Source organism: Enterobacter sp. MGH 4 (assembly GCF_000534735.1).
Classification (GTDB): Bacteria; Pseudomonadota; Gammaproteobacteria; order Enterobacterales; family Enterobacteriaceae; genus Enterobacter; species Enterobacter intestinihominis.
Genome location: NZ_KI973289.1, coordinates 2372576 through 2392711 on the forward strand (window position 1 = coordinate 2372576; position 20136 = coordinate 2392711).

At 47.1% G+C, this 20136-nt stretch carries 18 protein-coding genes and 5 pseudogenes; 13 read left to right on the forward strand and 10 right to left on the reverse strand.

The genetic code is table 11. The annotated features are described in order from the left end of the window. Positions 1-77: 77 nt before the first annotated feature. Together L350_RS11215 and L350_RS0122405 are read left to right on the forward strand one after the other, a co-directional pair. Positions 78-1187, forward strand: coding sequence for an AI-2E family transporter (locus tag L350_RS11215; RefSeq protein WP_022647190.1), 1110 nt, complete (start codon positions 78-80; stop codon positions 1185-1187). A gap of 114 nt (positions 1188-1301) precedes the next feature. Beyond that, positions 1302-3086, forward strand: a pseudogene (locus tag L350_RS0122405) (diguanylate cyclase). Between the two features lie 22 nt (positions 3087-3108). Here the strand turns inward: L350_RS0122405 and L350_RS0122410 are convergent. Continuing rightward, positions 3109-3447, reverse strand: a complete 339-nt coding sequence (locus L350_RS0122410) for a hypothetical protein (protein WP_240183883.1) — start codon at positions 3445-3447, stop codon at positions 3109-3111. A gap of 2 nt (positions 3448-3449) precedes the next feature. Continuing rightward, a complete protein-coding gene (locus L350_RS24670; protein WP_240183884.1) occupies positions 3450-3617 on the reverse strand; it encodes a hypothetical protein in 168 nt (55 codons plus the stop codon). Positions 3618-3799: 182 nt separating this feature from the next. Between L350_RS24670 and L350_RS11210 the strand changes: the two genes are divergently transcribed. The 3 genes from L350_RS11210 to L350_RS11200 all read left to right on the forward strand — a co-directional run bounded on the left by L350_RS11210 (position 3800) and on the right by L350_RS11200 (position 6769). Further along, positions 3800-4294, forward strand: coding sequence for a putative pterin-binding protein (locus L350_RS11210; RefSeq protein ID WP_022647187.1), 495 nt, complete (start codon positions 3800-3802; stop codon positions 4292-4294). Between the two features lie 17 nt (positions 4295-4311). Beyond that, positions 4312-6249, forward strand: coding sequence for a putative bifunctional diguanylate cyclase/phosphodiesterase (locus tag L350_RS11205; RefSeq protein ID WP_032624784.1), 1938 nt, complete (start codon positions 4312-4314; stop codon positions 6247-6249). 259 nt (positions 6250-6508) lie between these two features. Continuing rightward, entirely contained in the window at positions 6509-6769 is a 261-nt protein-coding gene (locus tag L350_RS11200) for a YjhX family toxin (protein ID WP_032624786.1), read from the forward strand. Here L350_RS11200 and L350_RS11195 read toward each other — a convergent pair. Both L350_RS11195 and L350_RS24550 read right to left on the reverse strand, forming a co-directional pair. Then, positions 6762-7882 (reverse strand): IS3-like element ISSen4 family transposase gene (locus L350_RS11195; RefSeq protein WP_085950818.1). Its coding sequence is split into 2 segments (ribosomal slippage): positions 6762-7624 and positions 7624-7882, totalling 1122 coding nucleotides; the frame shifts between segments, so codons are not numbered across the junction. The two genes, L350_RS11200 and L350_RS11195, sit on opposite strands and share 8 nt — an antisense overlap. A 71-nt stretch (positions 7883-7953) precedes the next feature. Next, a pseudogene (locus L350_RS24550) lies at positions 7954-8178 on the reverse strand (S24 family peptidase); the annotation flags it as partial. Positions 8179-8296: 118 nt separating this feature from the next. On the opposite strand from L350_RS24550, the gene L350_RS11185 reads away from it, so the two are divergent. The 4 genes from L350_RS11185 to L350_RS11175 all read left to right on the forward strand — a co-directional run bounded on the left by L350_RS11185 (position 8297) and on the right by L350_RS11175 (position 11236). Next, complete coding sequence (locus L350_RS11185) at positions 8297-8659, forward strand: GtrA family protein (protein WP_032624787.1); 363 nt, start codon at positions 8297-8299, stop codon at positions 8657-8659. Next, entirely contained in the window at positions 8656-9573 is a 918-nt protein-coding gene (locus tag L350_RS11180) for a glycosyltransferase family 2 protein (protein ID WP_032624788.1), read from the forward strand. Before L350_RS11185 ends, L350_RS11180 begins: the two co-directional genes overlap by 4 nt. Positions 9574-9582: 9 nt before the next feature. Next, on the forward strand, positions 9583-10038 hold the full coding sequence (locus L350_RS24245; protein ID WP_144300341.1) for a hypothetical protein: 456 nt from the start codon (positions 9583-9585) through the stop codon (positions 10036-10038). 124 nt (positions 10039-10162) lie between these two features. After that, complete coding sequence (locus L350_RS11175; protein ID WP_032624789.1) at positions 10163-11236, forward strand: hypothetical protein; 1074 nt, start codon at positions 10163-10165, stop codon at positions 11234-11236. A 209-nt stretch (positions 11237-11445) separates the two neighbouring features. Here L350_RS11175 and L350_RS0122415 read toward each other — a convergent pair. Continuing rightward, positions 11446-11565, reverse strand: a pseudogene (locus tag L350_RS0122415) (IS3 family transposase); the annotation flags it as partial. A 61-nt stretch (positions 11566-11626) separates the two neighbouring features. On the opposite strand from L350_RS0122415, the gene L350_RS11170 reads away from it, so the two are divergent. Further along, positions 11627-12778, forward strand: coding sequence for an IS30-like element IS30 family transposase (locus L350_RS11170; protein WP_001254932.1), 1152 nt, complete (start codon positions 11627-11629; stop codon positions 12776-12778). A gap of 9 nt (positions 12779-12787) precedes the next feature. Here the strand turns inward: L350_RS11170 and L350_RS23270 are convergent. After that, positions 12788-13036, reverse strand: a pseudogene (locus L350_RS23270) (transposase); the annotation flags it as partial. A gap of 65 nt (positions 13037-13101) precedes the next feature. Here L350_RS23270 and L350_RS11165 point away from each other — a divergent pair. The 3 genes and pseudogenes from L350_RS11165 to L350_RS11155 form a co-directional block, all read left to right on the forward strand. Further along, positions 13102-13668, forward strand: a pseudogene (locus L350_RS11165) (site-specific integrase); the annotation flags it as partial. A 172-nt stretch (positions 13669-13840) separates the two neighbouring features. Further along, on the forward strand, positions 13841-15091 hold the full coding sequence (locus L350_RS11160; RefSeq protein ID WP_023303164.1) for a DUF6538 domain-containing protein: 1251 nt from the start codon (positions 13841-13843) through the stop codon (positions 15089-15091). A 293-nt stretch (positions 15092-15384) separates the two neighbouring features. Then, positions 15385-16056: an EAL domain-containing protein gene (locus L350_RS11155; protein ID WP_023303163.1), complete on the forward strand. Its 672-nt coding sequence runs from the start codon at positions 15385-15387 to the stop codon at positions 16054-16056. 42 nt (positions 16057-16098) lie between these two features. On the opposite strand, the gene L350_RS11150 is transcribed toward L350_RS11155, so the two are convergent. The 4 genes from L350_RS11150 to L350_RS11130 all read right to left on the reverse strand — a co-directional run bounded on the left by L350_RS11150 (position 16099) and on the right by L350_RS11130 (position 19914). Then, positions 16099-17961 carry a cell envelope integrity TolA family protein gene (locus tag L350_RS11150; RefSeq protein ID WP_032624790.1) on the reverse strand — a complete coding sequence of 621 codons (1863 nt, stop codon included), beginning with the start codon at positions 17959-17961 and terminating at the stop codon, positions 16099-16101. 324 nt (positions 17962-18285) lie between these two features. Next, positions 18286-19326: a major capsid protein gene (locus tag L350_RS11140; protein ID WP_023303160.1), complete on the reverse strand. Its 1041-nt coding sequence runs from the start codon at positions 19324-19326 to the stop codon at positions 18286-18288. A 16-nt stretch (positions 19327-19342) separates the two neighbouring features. Next, entirely contained in the window at positions 19343-19702 is a 360-nt protein-coding gene (locus L350_RS11135; RefSeq protein ID WP_023303159.1) for a hypothetical protein, read from the reverse strand. Then, entirely contained in the window at positions 19699-19914 is a 216-nt protein-coding gene (locus L350_RS11130) for a hypothetical protein (RefSeq protein WP_023303158.1), read from the reverse strand. Before L350_RS11130 ends, L350_RS11135 begins: the two co-directional genes overlap by 4 nt. Positions 19915-20136 lie beyond the last annotated feature (222 nt).

Genomic DNA, 20136 nt, shown 5'->3' on the forward strand with positions numbered 1-20136 from the left:
CGACTTCAGCGCAATTATTGGTAAATCCTTAAATCAGTTCTATAGTCGACACAGTTTCTTCTTCACCAGGACTCACTATGCGATTTAACGGACTGACCAAAGGTTTCTTTATTCTCATCCTGGCCCTTGTAACCTGGGCCTTCTTTGACGTGCTGTCTCCCTATTTCTCGGCGATTCTGTGGGCCGCGATCCTGACCATCATTTTCAACCCGGTGAAAAACAAACTGCGTACCGCGCTGGGCGATCGCAACGGGCTGGCTTCACTCCTCACACTCGGCATTATCTGCCTGATCGTGTTTATTCCGTTGATGGTGATCCTTTCCTCGCTCGCGGTGGAACTGAACATGGTTTACACCAGGCTGCAACAGAACAACACGCAGTTCCCGGAAGTGATCGCCGGTATCTTCAACCGCCTGCCGGACTGGGCCAGCGGCTTCCTGGCGGATCACAACCTGACCAACGCCGCGCAGATCCAGAAAAAACTCTCCGATGTCGCGTTACAGGGCGGGCAGTATCTGGCGGGCAGCGCGTTCCTGATTGGGAAAGGGACGTTCGGCTTTGCCATCAGCTTTGGCATTATGCTGTATCTGCTGTTTTTCTTGCTGAAAGACGGGCCGTATCTGGTGCGCCAGATCCTCGACTCGCTGCCGCTGTCTGACTTCGTCAAACAGCACCTGTTCGCTAAGTTTGTCGGCGTGTCGCGCGCCACGGTAAAAGGCACGGCGGTCGTGGCGGTGGTTCAGGGCACGCTCGGTGGTATCGCCTTTGCTATTGTCGGTATTGACGGCAGCGTATTGTGGGGCGCACTGATGGCATTCCTCTCCCTGGTGCCTGCCGTTGGGTCGGCCATCGTCTGGGTTCCCGCCGCCATCTTCCTGTTTGCCACTCACCAGCTGTGGCAGGGTCTGTTCATTGTGGGCTTCTTCGTCATTATCGTCGGGCTGGTGGACAACCTGTTGCGTCCGCTGCTGGTGGGCAAAGACACCAAAATGCCGGACTACCTGATACTGATCACCACGCTCGGCGGTATGGAGCTGTACGGCATCAACGGCTTTGTGATTGGGCCGCTGATTGCCGCTCTGTTTATCGCCTGCTGGAACCTCTTCTCCGGCCGCGATCACGCAGGCAACGCCGAGGAGCTGGACGCAGACTTTATCGAAGAGGGGAGAAATTCTCCGGATCTATAAAGAAAGGCGTTCTGTGAGGCGGCCCTGTGCCGCCTTTTTTTTCGCGATAAATCAGAGGTTTTCTATAATCTGAAATGAACGCTCTTTCACATTTGTCGTAGAAGGATCCAACAGGTGCGAATCGCCACGATCACGAACTGGGCTTATGGTGTCACGGTGTGCCTGACCATTGCCTCCGGCATCGTCATGCTGATGGCTTCCCACGCCGATAACATCGAACGTGAAGCCGTTAAACAACGCCAGGTCTTCGATCAGCTGACGGAGGAGATCGAGACAGACACCTGGATGCTCTCCGATCTGGCGCGGCTTTACGTCATCCAAAAAGAGCCCGAGGTGCTTGAGAAATATCAGGCGAAAGAAGCCGAGCTGAAGAATATCGAACACACGCTGCGACAGCTCAAAAATACGGGGGCATCGGGCGAAGAGCTGGCGCTGCTGTACGACGGACTGAAAATTGTAGACGATCTACAGGATGAACAGCAGGCAGCCATTGACGGTATCGCCCGTGGCGAGGAACAGCAGGCCGTTTCGCTGCTGTTTGGTAAGAGCTATGAGCTGGAACTCGAACGGGCACACAACACTATCGAACGCTTTCGCATGCTGCTGGACAAGCGCATTATTGCCGACGTGCAGGCCGCAACCAAAACGTCCAAAACGCTTCGAACGGCCTCTGAGGTGATGGTCGGCCTGACCGCCCTGCTCTTCCTGTTTGTGATGGTTTTCATCCTCAAGCGCCGCGTACTCCGTCCGGTGGTGCGTCTGAGTGACGTAGTTCATCGTCTTGCATCGCAGGATTACGCCGTCGAAACGCCGAACTTTACCCAGGTTGATGAAATCGGTGATATGGCGCAGGCCATCCGCATCTTCCGTGAGAACGGGCTGGCAAGGCAGCGGCTGGAAAAAGAGCGCGATGCTGACTGGGCCATCCGCGAACTGCTGGCGCGAATGACCCAGCGGTTGCAGGGCTGTGAAAACTTTGCCGACGTGATGAATGTGGCGGAGCTGTTTGCACCCAATATTGCGCCGGGGGTTTCAGGGCGCCTGTATATTCTGGAACGCGAGCCGTGGCAGATGCGCTGTACGGCCGAATGGCTATCGCCAGAAGGGGATAAAAAGCCGTTCCATCCTGACGAATGCTGGGCCGTCCGGCGTGGTCAAAGCCATCCGCCAGTGAACGGCGAGCCGGATATCGGCTGTTATCATCTGCCCGAATCACAGGCGCAGCAATCGCTGTGCGTTCCCCTGATTGCTCAGGGCGAGGCGATTGGATTGCTCTCATTCCAGGATATCACGCCTGAAACCGCGCCGTCCCGCGCCTATCTGGAACTGATGGCCGAGGCGCTGGGACTGGCGCTGGCCAACCAGCGGCTGCGCGATGCGCTGCTGGAAAAAGCCCTGTTCGATCCCTTGACGGGGCTGCGTAACCGCCACCATCTGTAAGATACGTTACGTACTCAAATGAAGCAGGTCGTGCGTAACGAGAAGCCGGTAAGCTGCCTGATGATCGATATCGATCACTTCAAGAGCATTAATGACCGCTTTGGTCATGAGGCTGGCGATCTGGTGATCAAAAGCGTGGCAGCCATTATTCAACGGGCGGTACACGATAGCGGGCTGGCCTTCCGCTATGGGGGTGAAGAGTTTTTGGTGCTTCTTACCGGTGCAGATGAGGAAGCAGCGCACGCCGCTGCAACGGAGATCTACAACGGCGTGCATGCGCTTTCGCTGCGCTACGGGCTTTCGGAGATTGGCCCGGTGGATGTGTCGATCGGGATCGCCAGCTATCCGCAGCACGCGCAGAGCGATAATCTGCTGCGCGCGGCGGACGTCGCGTTGTACCGGGCGAAAGAGCTGGGCCGCTCGCGGATTGTCAGCTTTGGGATGCTGGAGGCGGGCTAAAGGGGTTATTCGAGCCTGAGGTTCAGGATCGCGCGATCGCCCAAAGCACCACCATACCCAGCGAATTACTCCGCTTTTCCACGTACAGGGTGCCATCGATTAAATAATATCCTTGAGGATAACAGATGCGGATCTCTCTCTTGAGTTCCGGCTCATAGACTTCCGCCCCCGAACAGCTATTTCTGCTGCCGGATTCATACCGGTAAGGTTGGCTCCAGGCAGAGTATTCTCCGTTCAGTAGCCAGGCCGCGGTAAAGATGACGAAAATGGCAACCGGCAGGCTGAAGATGATGAGGCCGAGGTAAAATTTGACAACGTCAACAAGGGTTTTGTCTTTAAACGCCCTCTTCGCGGCGAACATCACTATCGCCACCAGCGGCAGCAGCAATGTGACAGCAGCAAGATACTGTTCCCCAGGGCCGTAAGAAATGTCACGCGATAAATCTCGATTGACCAGACAACAAAGCCAAATATCAACGCTAACCCGCCAACGATGAGTGGAATTAAAAAGGCATAGCTATCTTTTTTCATGATGGACGGTTCCTTGTCATGCGTCTGCGGTAAGAAGGTTAAGCATCGCTCGGGTGGCTGCCGACTGACGGCGTTTTTACATCCTGATTATGATGGATAAACGTGGGGAGAGATAAAATATATAAACTAGTAGGATAACTAAATTATAATTCTTATACTTATGTTAAAACGTGGAGGCTGAAATGCGATTAATCCTAATGCTGTGCTGCTTTTTAGTGCAAAGCGTCACCCTGGCTGGTGAGTTGCCAAAACCTGCTGGTAAACCCATTTTAACGATTTACGGTAATATCGAGAACACGAATGAAAGTGGAAAAGCCGTGTTTGATATCGCCAGCCTTGAAAAACTCGGTATGGTGAGCTTCCAGACATCATCCCCCTGGTATAATGGCCGCACAAAGTTTGAGGGTGTTCCAATGAGCAAACTCATGGATTATATTGGCGCAAAGGGTAACGTGGTCAATGTTATAGCGCTTAATGATTACGCGACAGCCATCCCGCTCAGCGACTTTAAAAAATATAATGCCATACTCGCTTTGAAGGTTAATGGTGAATATATGCGCATCCGAGATAAAGGTCCGGCATTCATTGTATATCCCTACGACAGTCTTCCTGAATTAAATAATCAGATATATTACTCGCGATCGGCATGGCAGGTCAGCAAAATGAAGATTGAATAGCAGTTCAGGAGAACATAATGAACAGGATACTGGTTGGTATCATTTTTTCTCTTTTTATCACGACTGGATATATTGCTTTTCTTGTTTACGATCGACAGCAGGAGCTCCAAAAACTGACTCATTACACGGAGTCATGGTCTGTCGCCCAACTGGTATCCGAATATTACCGCTTTGAATCATGGCTTGGTCTGTACGCAACCGATTCCGATGACGTTACGATAGACCAGGTCCGGATGCGGCTGGAAATTATGCTAAGCCAAAATGATCTGTTTAAGGAGGGGGATTTAGGGTATTACATTAAAAACGTTCAGGCACATCATGACCTCGCGTTAAGCCTTGATAAAATCCTTACGTATCTGGATGCTAACCTCGAAAAAATGAGCCATTCGGATGTAAAAACATACCTTCATACCATGCATTTGCTGGATGCTCCACTCAGTCAGCTTTCATCAAGCGCGTTAACGAAAGACATTAGCACGATTAACAGTAGCAACCATAAAATACAGATCCTGTATTATATTTACTCAGCCCTCTCTTTACTGCTGATCATTCTGAGTATTATCCTGGGTTTTTTAACGATCTATCAAAATAAAAACATCCTTAAAGCGCACAGGCAGGTTGAAAGTCTTGCAGAAGAACTCCAGTTATCCAAGGAGACCCTACAGATTCAGAATTCAAAACTAGAGTATGACGTTTACCATGATTCCCTCACTGGCATGAAAAACCGTCTGTACTTCTGGGATGAGCTCAGCAAACTCAATCTTGAGGCCGAAGAAAATCATGTTCCCGTTACGGTAATGTTATTTGATTTAGACCGATTCAAAGAGGTCAACGATACCTATGGTCATGATGCTGGCGATTTACTGTTACGTCAGGTATCCAGGCGATTGACCGCCATGAGCAATATTTCAGACAGATTTTACCGTTTAGGCGGAGACGAGTTTGCTTTTTTAGCCAGTGGGTTAAACGAAAGCGAAGCCGTTTTGCGCGCTAGAGAAATCAGCGAGAATATCAGTAAACCCTATACGATTAATAACCAGCTCATAAAAATTGCCACCTGCGTGGGTATTGTTTTATCAGATAATGAACGACGTGCTGATTATCTTTATAAGTTCGCCGATCTGGCGCTCTATGAAGCCAAAAAGGCAGGCTCACAGCAGATTAAAGTTTTCCGCCAGCGAATGCTTCAGAAGTTACAGGAGAGCAGAACGCTTGAAAATGATATGGCAAGGGCGATAGAAAACAATGAGTTTATTGTTTATTACCAGCCTATTGTGAATTCCGTCAGCAAGGAAATTTACGGCTATGAAGCGCTTATTCGCTGGATGCACCCCGTCAAGGGAATGCTTTCCCCGGATAGCTTTATTTTCGCCGCAGAAAAAACAGGCATGATCAACGAGATAGGTAAAACCGTACTTAAACTGGCCTGTAGGGAAGCGGTCTCCTGGGCTGTTCCGGCCAGGATCTCCGTAAACGTCTCGCCTGTTCAATTAGGCAGTAAATCATTTATTAATACGGTGCAGACCGTTCTGGCTGAGACCGGGCTCCCGGCTAACCGTCTTGAGTTAGAGGTCACGGAGTCATCCCTCTTTAGTGACAGAAATAACCCCATTGCGATTCTGAAAAAACTCCGCGCACTGGGCGTAAGAATTTCCATTGATGATTTTGGCACGGGTTATTCGTCGCTCTCCAGACTCAGCGAACTGAATTTTGATAAAATCAAGATCGATAAATCTTTTGTCAATCCGATATCTACACAAGAAGATGCGCTTAATATTGTGAAGCTTATTACCGGTATGGCTAAGAGCCTTAATATGGGCGTTATAGCCGAGGGCGTTGAGACCGAAGAGCAGCTTGAGCGGCTTCAGGCTCTGGGTTGCGAGCTTGTGCAGGGATATCTTTTCAGCAAACCACAGCCTCAGGTCGACAGCAAAATTAAGAGCGGCCTGGAATGATTCCCTCTCCTCAACCCGATGCCAACCGTGATCACGTTTTTCACCCCTGGGTATTCACTTATAAAAATCAGGTGTTATCATTCACCCCGTAAATACCTTTCAACTCAACCCGAGGCTTTGATGCTGGAGAATGTAATCATCTGATAATCAGCTTACCGACCTTTCCAGGCCGGACTGATTATCAATGCGCCGAAATCGAATGCGGACACCGCTGTGTGTTTGCACGTTTTGCACATGATGATTAAACAGGTTTTCCAGTATGAATTTATCCCGTCAGGAACAACGTACCTTACACGTTCTCGCCAAAGGTGGGCGTATTGTGCACGTCCGCAATACCTCCGGCCGCGTCACCGCCGTTGAATGCTATAGCCGCGAAGGGCTACTGCTGGCTGACTGCACGCTCGCCGTTTTCAAAAAGCTCAAAACCAAAAAGCTGATCAAATCCGTTAACGGTCAGCCCTACCGCATTAACACTACCGGGCTTGACCTGCCCCCACGATTAGATACAACACTCAGTTAGTAACGTCGGAATCTTCATTCTCAGAATGACCCTTTCTCCAGCCCGCTGCAAATTCAGACGGTGTCTGATAATTCAGCGTGGAGTGCGGGCGGCATTCGTTATAATCCTGCCGCCAGTCATTAATAATTTTCCTGGCATGAACGATATCGCTGAACCAGTGCTCATTCAAACATTCATCGCGAAATCGTCCGTTAAAGCTCTCAATAAATCCGTTCTGCGTTGGCTTGCCCGGCTGGATTAAGCGCAACTCAACACCATGCTCAAAGGCCCATTGATCCAGTGCACGGCAAGTGAACTCCGGCCCCTGGTCAGTTCTTATCGTCGCCGGATAGCCTCGAAACAGTGCAATGCTGTCCAGAATACGCGTGACCTGAACGCCTGAAATCCCAAAGGCAACAGTGACCGTCAGGCATTCCTTTGTGAAATCATCGACGCAGGTAAGACACTTGATCCTGCGACCGGTGGAAAGTGCGTCCATGACGAAATCCATCGACCAGGTCAGATTGGGCGCCGCCGGACGGAGCAGCGGCAGACGTTCTGTTGCCAGCCCTTTACGACGTCTTCTGCGTTTTACGCCCAGGCCACTGAGGTGATAAAGCCGGTACACGCGCTTATGATTAACATGAAGCCCTTCACGGCGCAGCAACTGCCAAATACGACGGTAGCCAAAACGCCTGCGCTCCAGTGCCAGCTCAGTGATGCGCCCTGATAAATGCGCATCAGCAGCCGGACGGTGAGCCTCATAGCGGCAGGTCGACAGGGATAAACCTGTAAGCCTGCAGGCACGACGTTGCGACAGACCGGTCGCATCACACATCAACATCACGGCTTCCCGCTTCTGGTCTGTCGTCAGTACTTTCGCCCAAGAGCCACCTGAAGCGCCTCTTTATCCAGCATGGCTTCGGCAAGCAGCTTCTTGAGTCTGGTGTTCTCTTCCTCAAGCGACTTCAGGCGCTTAACTTCAGGCACCTCCATACCGCCATACTTCTTACGCCAGGTGTAAAACGTGGCATCGGAAATGGCATGCTTGCGGCAGAGTTCACGGGCGGGTACCCCAGCTTCGGCTTCGCGGAGAATACTGATGATCTGTTCGTCGGAAAAACGCTTCTTCATGGGGATGTCCTCATGTGGCTTATGAAGACATTACTAACATCGGGGTGTACTAATCAACGGGGAGCAGGTCAGTATCGCTTAATCCTGAGCTCACTTTCCATTCTGCAAACTAGCAAAGAACCGTCACACGGCCTTAAAGATGCATCAACGACCAGCAAGGCACCACTGAGGATTCCTTCACGGTAATGTGTCGCGCCTGATCTCATGAAGTAAGTAGCCGCTGGCCTAGATATTATGCGCTTGTCGAGCGATATGCGATCCTCAACGTAGTCCGCTGCAGGGCTAGGAAATCCCATAACCCCCAATCAACTGTATGCATATACAGTATTCCAACCTTTAAAATTGATCAAGTGCTGATCAGATTGGTCTTAGGTGGTAAACTCCGCTAAATTCTAAAACAACCAAACTACTCATATGCTTAAGCTATTCTCAAAATATTTGACTGTAGGCGTGTTCAACACCGCGATTCACTGGTTTGTCTTCGCTGTTGGTGTCTATGCATTCTCTGTTAATCAGGCTACGGCAAATTTTCTGGCCTTCGCCGCTGCTGTAACATTCTCTTTCTTTGCTAATGCAGCGTTTACTTTCAAGTCAAAGCCTAAGGTGAAGAGGTATTTTCTGTTTGTTGGATTTATGGGGATAATGAGCATACTAGTTGGAAAATTGTCTGACTATTATCAGATAGCACCAGTCATTACCTTGGTTGAGTTCTCGTTGATAAGCCTGATTTGCGGTTTTTTTTATTCAAAACACATTGTATTTAGGGAAGAAAAATGAAGATTTCTCTGGTTGTTCCCGTCTTCAATGAAGAGGACGCAATTCCAATTTTCTATAAAACCGTTAGAGATTTTGAGGACCTCAAGCCATACGAAGTAGAGATAGTCTTCGTCAATGACGGTAGCAGGGATGCAACTGAGGCTATTATAAATTCAATCGCCGTTTCTGACCCATTGGTGAAGCCGTTATCCTTCACTCGCAATTTCGGCAAAGAGCCTGCGTTATTCGCCGGGCTTGACCATGCAACCGGTGATGCGATTATCCCGATAGACGTAGACTTGCAGGATCCCATAGAGGTCATCCCGCATCTTGTAGCGAAGTGGCAAGCAGGATCTGATATGGTGCTGGCTAAGCGCACAGACCGCTCAACTGATGGCCGACTTAAGCGCAAGACAGCGGAATGGTTCTACAAACTCCATAACAAAATCAGTAATCCGCAGATTGAAGAGAACGTCGGTGATTTCCGTCTGATGTCTCGTGAAGTAGTGGAAAACATCAAGCTCATGCCTGAGCGAAACCTTTTCATGAAGGGTGTATTGAGTTGGGTTGGTGGCAAAACTGATGTCGTTGAATATGCTCGTGCAGAACGCGTGGCGGGTAATTCCAAATTCAACGGATGGAAGCTTTGGAACCTTGCCCTTGAGGGAATAACGAGCTTCTCTACTTTCCCTCTCCGGATGTGGACATATATTGGGGTGGCAGTAGCTGGAATGGCCTTCCTATACGGGGCATGGATGATCATAGATACTTTAGCTTTCGGTAATCCAGTAGATGGATACCCATCTTTGCTTGTTTCAGTCCTTTTCCTTGGTGGCGTGCAATTGATAGGCATTGGAGTGCTTGGAGAGTATGTCGGGAGAATATATATAGAGGTAAAATCAAGACCTCGATACATTATCAAAAGAAATGGGTAATTCATTGTTATGCTTATCTTTCAACGTAAATTTTTAGCTAGTGCATACTATGCTTCATTATCACTGTGCTTTATTATTCCATTTGTGTTTTTTTTATCGTGGAATAATATAGATTTTGGTGCAGATGATGAAATGACTTTACCGATAAGCTCTTTTCATGTTGACTCGTGCGCTTTATCAGGCAATTCTGCATTTGTTTCTGGATGGGCCGTTGCAGATGGCGTAACGAACAGCCAAATAAGAGTTTATTTACTTTCTGGCTCAAATAGTAAAGTAGAGCTATTCACCTCTATGCAACGTAGACCGGATGTGAGCGCATACCTTAGCAGCCCAGGAACATATGATAAGTCTGGATTCTATTCCTCCAGAATGTCTATGAAAAATGAGTTTAAGTCAAAATACATTCTAATTTCACTTACTGATCTTAATGGTAAAACATATGAAGCTAAGTATGAATGCGTCTAGCATTAGGTCTGCGTTACTTTTATCTATTGTTTTCGCTTATCTGTATAGCTACGCTTCTACTATAGGCCTGTCACCAACAAATGACGACCATGTATTCCTTTCTGTTTTTAATAGCGGAAGGGTTATGGATTTTATCTATAATAATTATCACATATGGAGTGGAAGGACAGCAATTGAACTACTAATGGTTTCCACTATAGGATATTCTCTATTCTGGAAATTGGGAATTCCTTTATCTATAGTTTTGCTTGCATACTCTTCATGCCGAATATTAACTGCTAAACCATCAGCTACTTATATTGCTATTTTTGTTTTGCTTTTCAGCCTGATCCCTGCAACTATAAATGGCGACGCTTCTTGGTGGGTTACTGGATTTTATAATTACTTACTTCCTCTATCTGTGGCTGTGTATATTTTTTCTGTTTTATTCAACGCCGATAGCGGTTATTTTGTTAAAATTATATGCATACCGCTTGCTATATACGTTTCATACATGGAACAGGTTGCTTTATGTCTTATTATTTGCTCTGCCATAATGACTGCATCTATGCCATCTACAAGGTGTAGATATTTTTATTTGTTGCTTGCGCTAATTTCAATTAACTTTGCAATATGCATTTCTGCTCCAGGTAACATTAACAGACTCCATTTAGAGACTATTAATTGGATGCCGCTATTTGATCATTTTACTCTGGTGCAAAAGGTGTCACTTGGATTTGATAAGGTGTATCAGTTCATTACGTTCAAATACAATTATCCGCTACTCATTGCCTCATTACTTACTGTGCTTTTAAGGCTCAAGAGGCAAATAGTATCATTTCACGCTCTCCTTATGTTGATTCTTGTATCCTCATTTGCCCCCCTTATGGTATATCACTCTTTGTGCGGTGGGTTGTTTTTTGAGGGTAACATTACTGATAATGGGAATGTTTCACGATTAATTGTCTATTTTAACTATGCTTATTGCATTGCCTTTGTAGTCTCTATGTTATTTCTAATCATAGATATGATGCTTAATAAAGCAATATCAGGATTGCCGCTTGCCAGTATTCTGTGTGGCTTTGCATCCATTATGATTATGGGGTTTTCTCCCACAGTATATGCTTCTGGGGTTAGGGTTTACTTTGTCTTTGAGATTCTTTTAATAATTTCTTCATTGTACATGTTGAAGTGCTTTGATTTTTTCAATGAGCGGTAGGTGATTCATATAGGCCGTTAAAGACACAATGTTAACGGCCTATATAATCATCTTATATTTGAAGCTGATGCTATAATTCTTGCTGACGCATTTGTTGTTACTGAGCCTCCTGTTCCATTTTTTGCTTCAAATTCTATAACTGATCCAACAGGTATCATTTCTTTAGTGAGGGTTACAAATCCACTATTTGATGAATCGCCACGGATAATCTAGACACTTCTGAGCCGTTGATAATATAGGTTTTCATATTCAGCCGGTGGCATCTGCTCGCTCGAACCATGCCGACGCTTACTGTTATAAAACATTTCGACATAATCAAAAATATCGCTGTAGATTCAATTGGTCAACGCAACAGTTATGTGAAAACATGGGGTTGCGGAGGTTTTTTGAATGAGACGAACATTTACAGCAGAGGAAAAAGCCTCTGTTTTTGAACTATGGAAGAACGGAACAGGCTTCAGTGAAATAGCGAATATCCTGGGTTCAAAACCCGGAACGATCTTCACTATGTTAAGGGATACTGGCGGCATAAAACCCCATGAGCGTAAGCGGGCTGTAGCTCACCTGACACTGTCTGAGCGCGAGGAGATACGAGCTGGTTTGTCAGCCAAAATGAGCATTCGTGCGATAGCTACTGCGCTGAATCGCAGTCCTTCGACGATCTCACGTGAAGTTCAGCGTAATCGGGGCAGACGCTATTACAAAGCTGTTGATGCTAATAACCGAGCCAACAGAATGGCGAAAAGGCCAAAACCGTGCTTACTGGATCAAAATTTACCATTGCGAAAGCTTGTTCTGGAAAAGCTGGAGATGAAATGGTCTCCAGAGCAAATATCAGGATGGTTAAGGCGAACAAAACCACGTCAAAAAACGCTGCGAATATCACCTGAGACAATTTATAAAACGCTGTACTTTCGTAGCCGTGAAGCGCTACACCACCTGAATATACAGCATCTGCGACGGTCGCATAGCCTTCGCCATGGCAGGCGTCATACCCGCAAAGGCGAAAGAGGTACGATTAACATAGTGAACGGAACACCAATTCACGAACGTTCCCGAAATATCGATAACAGACGCTCTCTGGGGCATTGGGAGGGCGATTTAGTCTCAGGTACAAAAAACTCTCATATAGCCACACTTGTAGACCGAAAATCACGTTATACGATCATCCTTAGACTCAGGGGCAAAGATTCTGTCTCAGTAAATCAGGCTCTTACCGACAAATTCCTGAGTTTACCGTCAGAACTCAGAAAATCACTGACATGGGACAGAGGAATGGAACTGGCCAGACATCTAGAATTTACTGTCAGCACCGGCGTTAAAGTTTACTTCTGCGATCCTCAGAGTCCTTGGCAGCGGGGAACAAATGAGAACACAAATGGGCTAATTCGGCAGTACTTTCCTAAAAAGACATGTCTTGCCCAATATACTCAACATGAACTAGATCTGGTTGCTGCTCAGCTAAACAACAGACCGAGAAAGACACTGAAGTTCAAAACACCGAAAGAGATAATTGAAAGGGGTGTTGCATTGACAGATTGAATCTACAGCGGCTTTTTTTAATATGTCCCGTTCGTCCGTAACCCGCTTCAACTCTTTCTGAAGACGGCGGATCTCGGCCTGAGCATCTGACTGTTCATTATGAGTGGAAGAATCCGGGCCGTACTTCTTTATCCAGGCGTAAAGACTGTGAGTGGTGATATCGAGACGTGTTGCAACACTGGAAACAGAATGACCACGATCAACAACCTGTTTGACTGCTTCAATTTTAAACTCTTCAGGATAACGCTTACCGCTCATGGGCACCTCTCTTTAAGTCATCTTAAATGACTCTGAGGTGTCTGTTAAACCCGTGGCGATTCACGGAGCCGCTTAAGTCAGTCGTAGAGTTTGCGCTTTCTACTGGCTTAAGACGTTCGAACATCATCAATCTGGAATGGCAGCAGATAGACATGCAGAGAAAAGTTGCCTGGATTCACCCGGAGCAGAGCAAGTCTAATCAGGCCATTGGCGTGGCGCTGAATGATACTGCTTGCCGAGTGCTGAAAAAGCAAATCGGAAATCACCACAAGTGGGTTTTCGTTTACAAGGAAAGCAGCACTAAGCCTGACGGAACCAAATCACCTGTAGTGAGGAAGATGCGCTACGATGCCAACACTGCATGGAGGGCTGCACTAAAAAGAGCCGGGATTGAAGATTTCCGTTTTCATGACCTGAGACATACGTGGGCAAGTTGGCTTGTTCAAGCTGGAGTGCCTATTTCTGTGTTGCAGGAGATGGGAGGCTGGGAGTCAATAGAAATGGTTCGTCGATATGCTCACTTGGCACCTAACCACCTGACAGAACATGCACGACAAATTGACTCGATTTTCGGCTCTTCTGTCCCAAAAATGTCCCATAGTGAAAATAAGGAATGTACAAATGATGCGTAACTACTTGATATGACTGGTGCCGATAATAGGAGTGTAACACGCGATAAATCTTGTGTTCGGGTCTTCTTCTACGACCTTCGCAACTACCTGATTTAACGATTTTTACGCACGCTGATAATCTGGCATTCACCCTGCACATGATAAACGCCCCTCAACTTTAACGGGGTGGAAAATGAAATACAAGCCGGATCAATACATCATTTCCGATAGTTACGGAGTTTATTACGTCAGGATCTCAATTCCTGTATGGCTCCGTAATGCATTTGGTGGAAGAAAAACTCTCGTCCGTAGTCTGAAAACTTCCGATCTTCGTGTGGCTCGTAGGAAGCGTGATGTTATAGCCGATGAATTTCACCACATCAGGCAAATTGCAGAGCCTCCAAAACCGGACAGCTTGCAGGACACGATCAGCTATTTAAAGAGCGTGGCTAAGTACGCGAAAGCTGCCCCGAAAGCATCAGCGCCGATTATCTACCAATGCCCTTCTCTGATTAAGATGTTAGAGATCTACCTTATGCATAACGCTGATCGCCTGAAAATGGGAACATTAAGCAAGACCAGGAAAGCCGTAGAACTATTCCTGAATTACCTGCGAAAGAAGGATGTGGAACTTAACGATATCAACCGTACCACCGTTACAGGCTGGCTTGATCATCTCAGAGAGACAAAGGCAGTCCAGACAGTGGCTAACTATCTATCAGCAATGGCAAACATTTTCGATCTTGCCTCTTCCCGATACCAGGACGCCCCACCGCTGGAAAGTAACGTGTTCAGGGGGCATAAACTCAACACAGCGCAGAGCCGCCAGAGTTACGAGGCATTCACGGAAGAGGATATTACGAAGCTCATTAGCGCGTTTAACAAGTTAGGAGAGGACGAGCTAAGGGATGTGACCACTATCGCCGCTTATAGCGGGATGCGCATTAATGAAATAGCCAGTTTAAAATCAGACAATATCTGTGAAGTAGAGGGGGTGCTATGTTTCGAGGTTACGGAGGGTAAGACACGCAATGCGGCGCGGTTGGTTCCACTTCATAGTGCGATTAGAACAATGGTTCTGGAACGCTGCCAGAAGCCGCACAACGGTTTTTTATTCTACCGTGCAAGTGTGACCAAGAGAGAGGACGGCAAGCGCTCCTCGTGGCATGTAAACCGCTTTGGACGACTTAAACGCGACATTCTCCCAGGGCAGGAAAACAAGGTGTTTCACTCGATCAGGCATCTCGTTGCTCAAACTCTGGATAGGGGCGGGGTTGGTCGAGATAAGTTAAACCCCGTCCCAGAAGATCGCATAGCCCTTCTTCTGGGACATTCGAGAGGAGAAACGGAGAGTTTCAAAACATACAGCAAGAATGCCGCCTCCCCTGTTGAGCTACAGCAGTACATCGAATTGCTACGCTATTCAAGAATTGACAACCCATAAGAAAAGGGGCGTAAGCCCCTCGTTAACGTATCGAATAGAACATTATTACATTACTTATATATTTAGGTGAATATGAACCAGTATCAAACAAAAAACCGAGCAAAAAAACAACCAGAAATACATCACAAGACTAATATATAACAATCAGCAAACACCCACCGCAAAGTAAAAAGTCATTTCATATCAATCATTTAGTCAAAACCCTGCATCCGTACCATAAATTTTAGCAATACTATTGCTTTATTGTGATAAAAATTACAATATAATTTTAATTAAAATTTAAGGTATTTGTTATGGATACTACATTCATTGCTGATCCTATAGTGAGCATTGACGAGAGGTTGTTAGGCGTTGAGCTTCTCACTCGCTTCATTGCCTCAGATGGACGCCCCCTTCACCCTGAATTCGTAATTTCATCTTGGGATTTAGATAGGAAGCGGCTTTTCCTATACGAACAATGTGGAAACATTGCCACTATGCAAACGTGGTTCGAACGAAAGAATCTATTTTGTACACTGAACATTGATCAGAAAATGGCTTTTTTAATACGTCATGACTACATACTTAGACAAACTTTCGAATCGATGCCATTCATCAAACTTGAACTTTCTGAGCATTTCCCTGGTTTGGATAAGGGATTGAAAAGTCCCTTATTAAAATCGCTGAGCCAGGGTGTAAATGGGCTATGGCTCGATGACCTTGGGGCAGGTAATGCAAATGTAGTTAGTTTGATAGAAGGTTACTTTGAAGTGGTAAAAATAGATCGTATTTTCTTCAATGAGCAGGTGAAAAAACCAACCTTCAACCAGTTAATTGCATCAATTAAAAAACACTGCGGCAAAGTTATTATCGAAGGGATTGAGAATCGAGAACATTTGGGAATACTGCGTGAGGTGGGGGTTTGGGGATTACAGGGGTATCTTTTTAAATCTGTCCCTTTTAAAAACGTGGATTTATTGCTGTAGTGTTGAAACCATCAAAAAAGGGGCTTACGCCCCTTTGATGTATCACCCGCCTGTACTGCTTTGACCGCTCAAGGCTGACAAGGTTAGTGACTGAGTAAACGCCGCTTGTGAGGCTTTCGCCGTAAAATCCACATAATCCGCAAGCCTACTTGAATCACTCGCAATTGTGAGCGGAACAGACGCCTCAAGATTGAGATTGAATACAGGTGCAAGGTTGTACGATGGCGCACTATTGGTGCTGGTTAGGGATGATATAGCAGAATCACGAAGCGATCCCCCTGGCAGAGAATCACCATTCAGACTGTATTGTTCTACCGCTGTCCCTGTAGGCTGATCATCTATTCCTAACCAATCTTTAACAGCATGACCGACACTACGGGTATTAAACCCTGTCTTGTCCTGCACCCAAGAAGCCGCACTATCAGCACTACCTGTTACACCATCTATTACCGCCTGGGCCGCTGGCTTGTTAGCTTCGCTAAACCAATCTGGGAACTTCTCACGAATGCCAGCATTCAGATCGGACACTACGCTGGAGATTTCTCCAACAAAGCCCGTCACCTGTTTAGCAAGGTCGCCTAATCCCTCTCCGAGCAATCCGGCTGATTCTGTGATCACTTTGGTGTTCCTTACCAGATCGTCGCCCCCATCGGCAAAGCCTTTCATCCAGCCTGTAAACAACTGATTGTCTACTCCATTCATCAGATTACCCATTGCCACGGACAGATCGCCGTAAGCGGATACCTGGCGGATTTGCTCGTCGTTCAGCGTCTGCCCCGATTCAACGAGAGTTTTCAGCGTCTTGTTATACTCTGCACCGTTATTCATGAACATATCGGTGTAGTGCATCAGGTCATCACCTAAACTCTCGATCAACGTACCAATCTGAGCCTGTGACATACCACGGCGTTGCCCTTCATTCACCGTAGCTTGAACAAAATCGAGTGGTGAATCTTGGAACTTGGAAATCTGATCCTTACTCCATCCAAATTTGTTCATTATCGACGTAATGCCACCATCCCCACCCTTCCATTCGCCATTCTTCATTTGAGCATCGTTAACAGTCATGGCGAGGCGTTCACGCACATCTTTCATGTTATCGACGGCTTTTGAGGTATTAGCTGAATCAACACCGTGTTGCTGTCCCCAGGCTACCATCGTTTTTATGGCGTTTGGGTTGGTTTTCACACGTTCACTCATTCTCACCAGTTCGAGGTTATCATTCCCTTTGTCAACAATTCGCTGCCCCACTCCGAGGGAGCCAGCCGTTAACGCAAGGCTTCCTAATACCCCACCACCGACGATAGGAGCATTCCCGCCCTTCTGAGCCTTTAGCTTAGTGGCTGCTGCGGCATACTGGGTACGCTGTGCCTGTGTCACTTTCGCTTGTTGTGCGGCTTCTCTGCGTAACAGAGTTACACGCTCACGAATAGATGCGTTCATACGGGCACTGGTCAGATTGCCTTTGGCAAATTCCTCTGTTTGCTGACGTATGATACGTAACGCTTCATATTGAGACTTAGGATCAAGCTCGTATTTACCTTTAATCCCAGAGATTTGCAGCCCTGCATGGCGAAGTCTAAGTTCGGCTACTTCCTGGCGCTTCTGTAGCTGCTGCTTCGCTTTCAGATTAGCCTTTTCACCCCTGACTTTCTGCTTCTCCGCCGCACGTTGGGCTTTCATTTCCTTCGTATCACGAGGTTTATCATTAAAACGTGCATCGTCAGCTTGTTGACGGGCTTTCTGTCTGCGCTGCTTTTGAGCCTGGAAGCGAATCTTCGGATCGGCTATTTTCTCAAAGTATTTTTTCAGGTCATCGCCAGCTTTACGGGCTTCCGCCAGACTTTGTTTATCGACCACAAAGGAAACGGTCGTCTTGATGGAAGCTACGTTGATATCAAGCATCACCACCGCCTTTCTGATCCAAGAAGTGATGAATTGCCGCTTCGACGGTTTCACCACGGAAAATACGCGCTCTAACGCCCGTATACGATATCTCTAATAGCTCGCAAAGCTGGCTCACCTTGAGCAGCCCTTCTGCATCGTCTGCACTCAGTCGGACGTGTAGGCCACGATTGGATTTGAGTATGAGTTCCACCTCTATTTTTCCTCTTGTTATGGGGGAAATAAAAAAAGGGATGCAACCAGAGCCACAATTGCGCTGTGGATTAGTGAGCATCCCTCATTAAAACGCCTGATTATTTCCAGCGGCAGGCTGCCGCTTGCTCATTAAGCAGTGATGGTGATTTTCACCTGCATACCTAACGCATGGTTTACAGGCAGTGCGCTGTTTTCGTGCATAACGTGGTAAGCATCGCCGCGCTCGCTCAGGTAGCCCCAGGAGTAGTATTCAGCAGGTGCAGCATCAATCAGCGCAAAGTTGCCAGAGGCAGCGCCGTAGATGTTCTGATAAGGGTTTGTACTGCCACTGCCCTTGCTGAACACCGGAACCGCCACCATGTCAGCATCATCTGGCATCTGTGCAAGGATCAGCGTGTCTGTGACCTTCACAAAATCTACTGGGCTACCAGGTAGGCTAAAGGTTGAAACACCAGGGAGAAGCTCGTGACGCTGGTAGAACAGGTTACGGTCGTCATATGGCGCTACATACTGGAACGCTTTAGACATACTGTCAGAGAAGCGAATCTGGCTGAATGCAGCAGGTTTAGCGAATACGATCACTCGTTCAATCTGACCAGCCAATCCACCTGCGGCAGCCTGAACTTTGTCTAAGATGGCATCAAAATCCTGTGCCGCTGTCGCTGCACTCACGCTGGCTGTCATTGGCACAACGCCAAACAATTCAGCATAAGAGATCAGCAGGTCATCAGTTGCAGGGGTGTACACTTCACCTTTGAAGAGGCAGCGGGCCAGGTACGATTCTCGGGTACGAAGGTAAGCAATTTTATGTTTCCCAGTGTATTCGGTGTACAGGTCTGTAACGGTTTGTTCGTAATCAGTGCCTTGTACCCTTTTCCCTTGTACGTCTACTGGTTTGAAGGTGTCTTCCCTTGCAAACCAAGGAATCTCCACCAAATATTCTTTACCATTCTGACGCGCGGTAGTGTCGTGGTTTGATGAATAACGGCTCTGCGGGGTGTTAAACAGGCTGTAGTTATCATCCAGAAGCTGTGTCACCACCACTTTCGGATTCTGAACACCTACTTCGTCGAAGAGGTCGAGGGCATTCATAAGGTAGTTACGTTCCGGCAGGGCCTGGAAGATTGGCGCTAAATCGACCATCTCACGCCCAATTGCGATTTTAGTCATTAATGATCATCCTTGATTAAGAGGTGAAGAATGGACGGCATACGAATCCTTTGGATTCGAGCGTGGTAATAGCTGCGGCGTGGTTAGCTGCATTCAGGTTGTCGGCTTTGAGCGCTACGAAGCTGCCAACATTAGGCGCACGTAGGACATTCACGGTTTTACCGTCGCCAGCACTCACGAAATCACTTACCACCACAAAGGCATTATCGCCGGAGGTGTATAAAGCGCCATCAGCCCCGATGACATCGGCGCATTGAATATCCGCTGGCAGGTCGAAAACACGACCTTCTACGACTGCAAAAGAATCAGTGGCGTAGCTCACTACGTCCGTGAAACTCTTACGAATTGGGAAAAGTTCGGTTAGGTCTACAATCATTGTTGTTTGATTTCCTTGGATTTGATTGCGATCCGTTCCTGCATACTAAGTTGAGGAGTGTCCTCAGAAGGGAAATAACGCTCTACAGCGAGTTCAATTTCTTCTATAGTGCATCCTGCCATTTCAGCCACTTTAGCTGTTATTTCAGGGTTAACTTGAATCACTTCGGATTTGTATTTTAGGATTCGGTCGCGATTGTTTAATAAGAACATTGTGTTGTTCCTTCGCGTTGTGTCTGCGTACAACATAAATGCTGTATGCAGGGTAAAGAGAAGGGCTACCGAAGTAGCCCTGAAGAGTATGCCCTTGTTAGAAAGCATTGTTTAACGTCATCGTTTCGGAGGATTATGAAGTTAAAGAATGGTTTCTTGAATAAAATGAAGGGCGCAACTGTTACGAATAACAGAAGAAGGATCGCCCGTCATTGCTCCCAC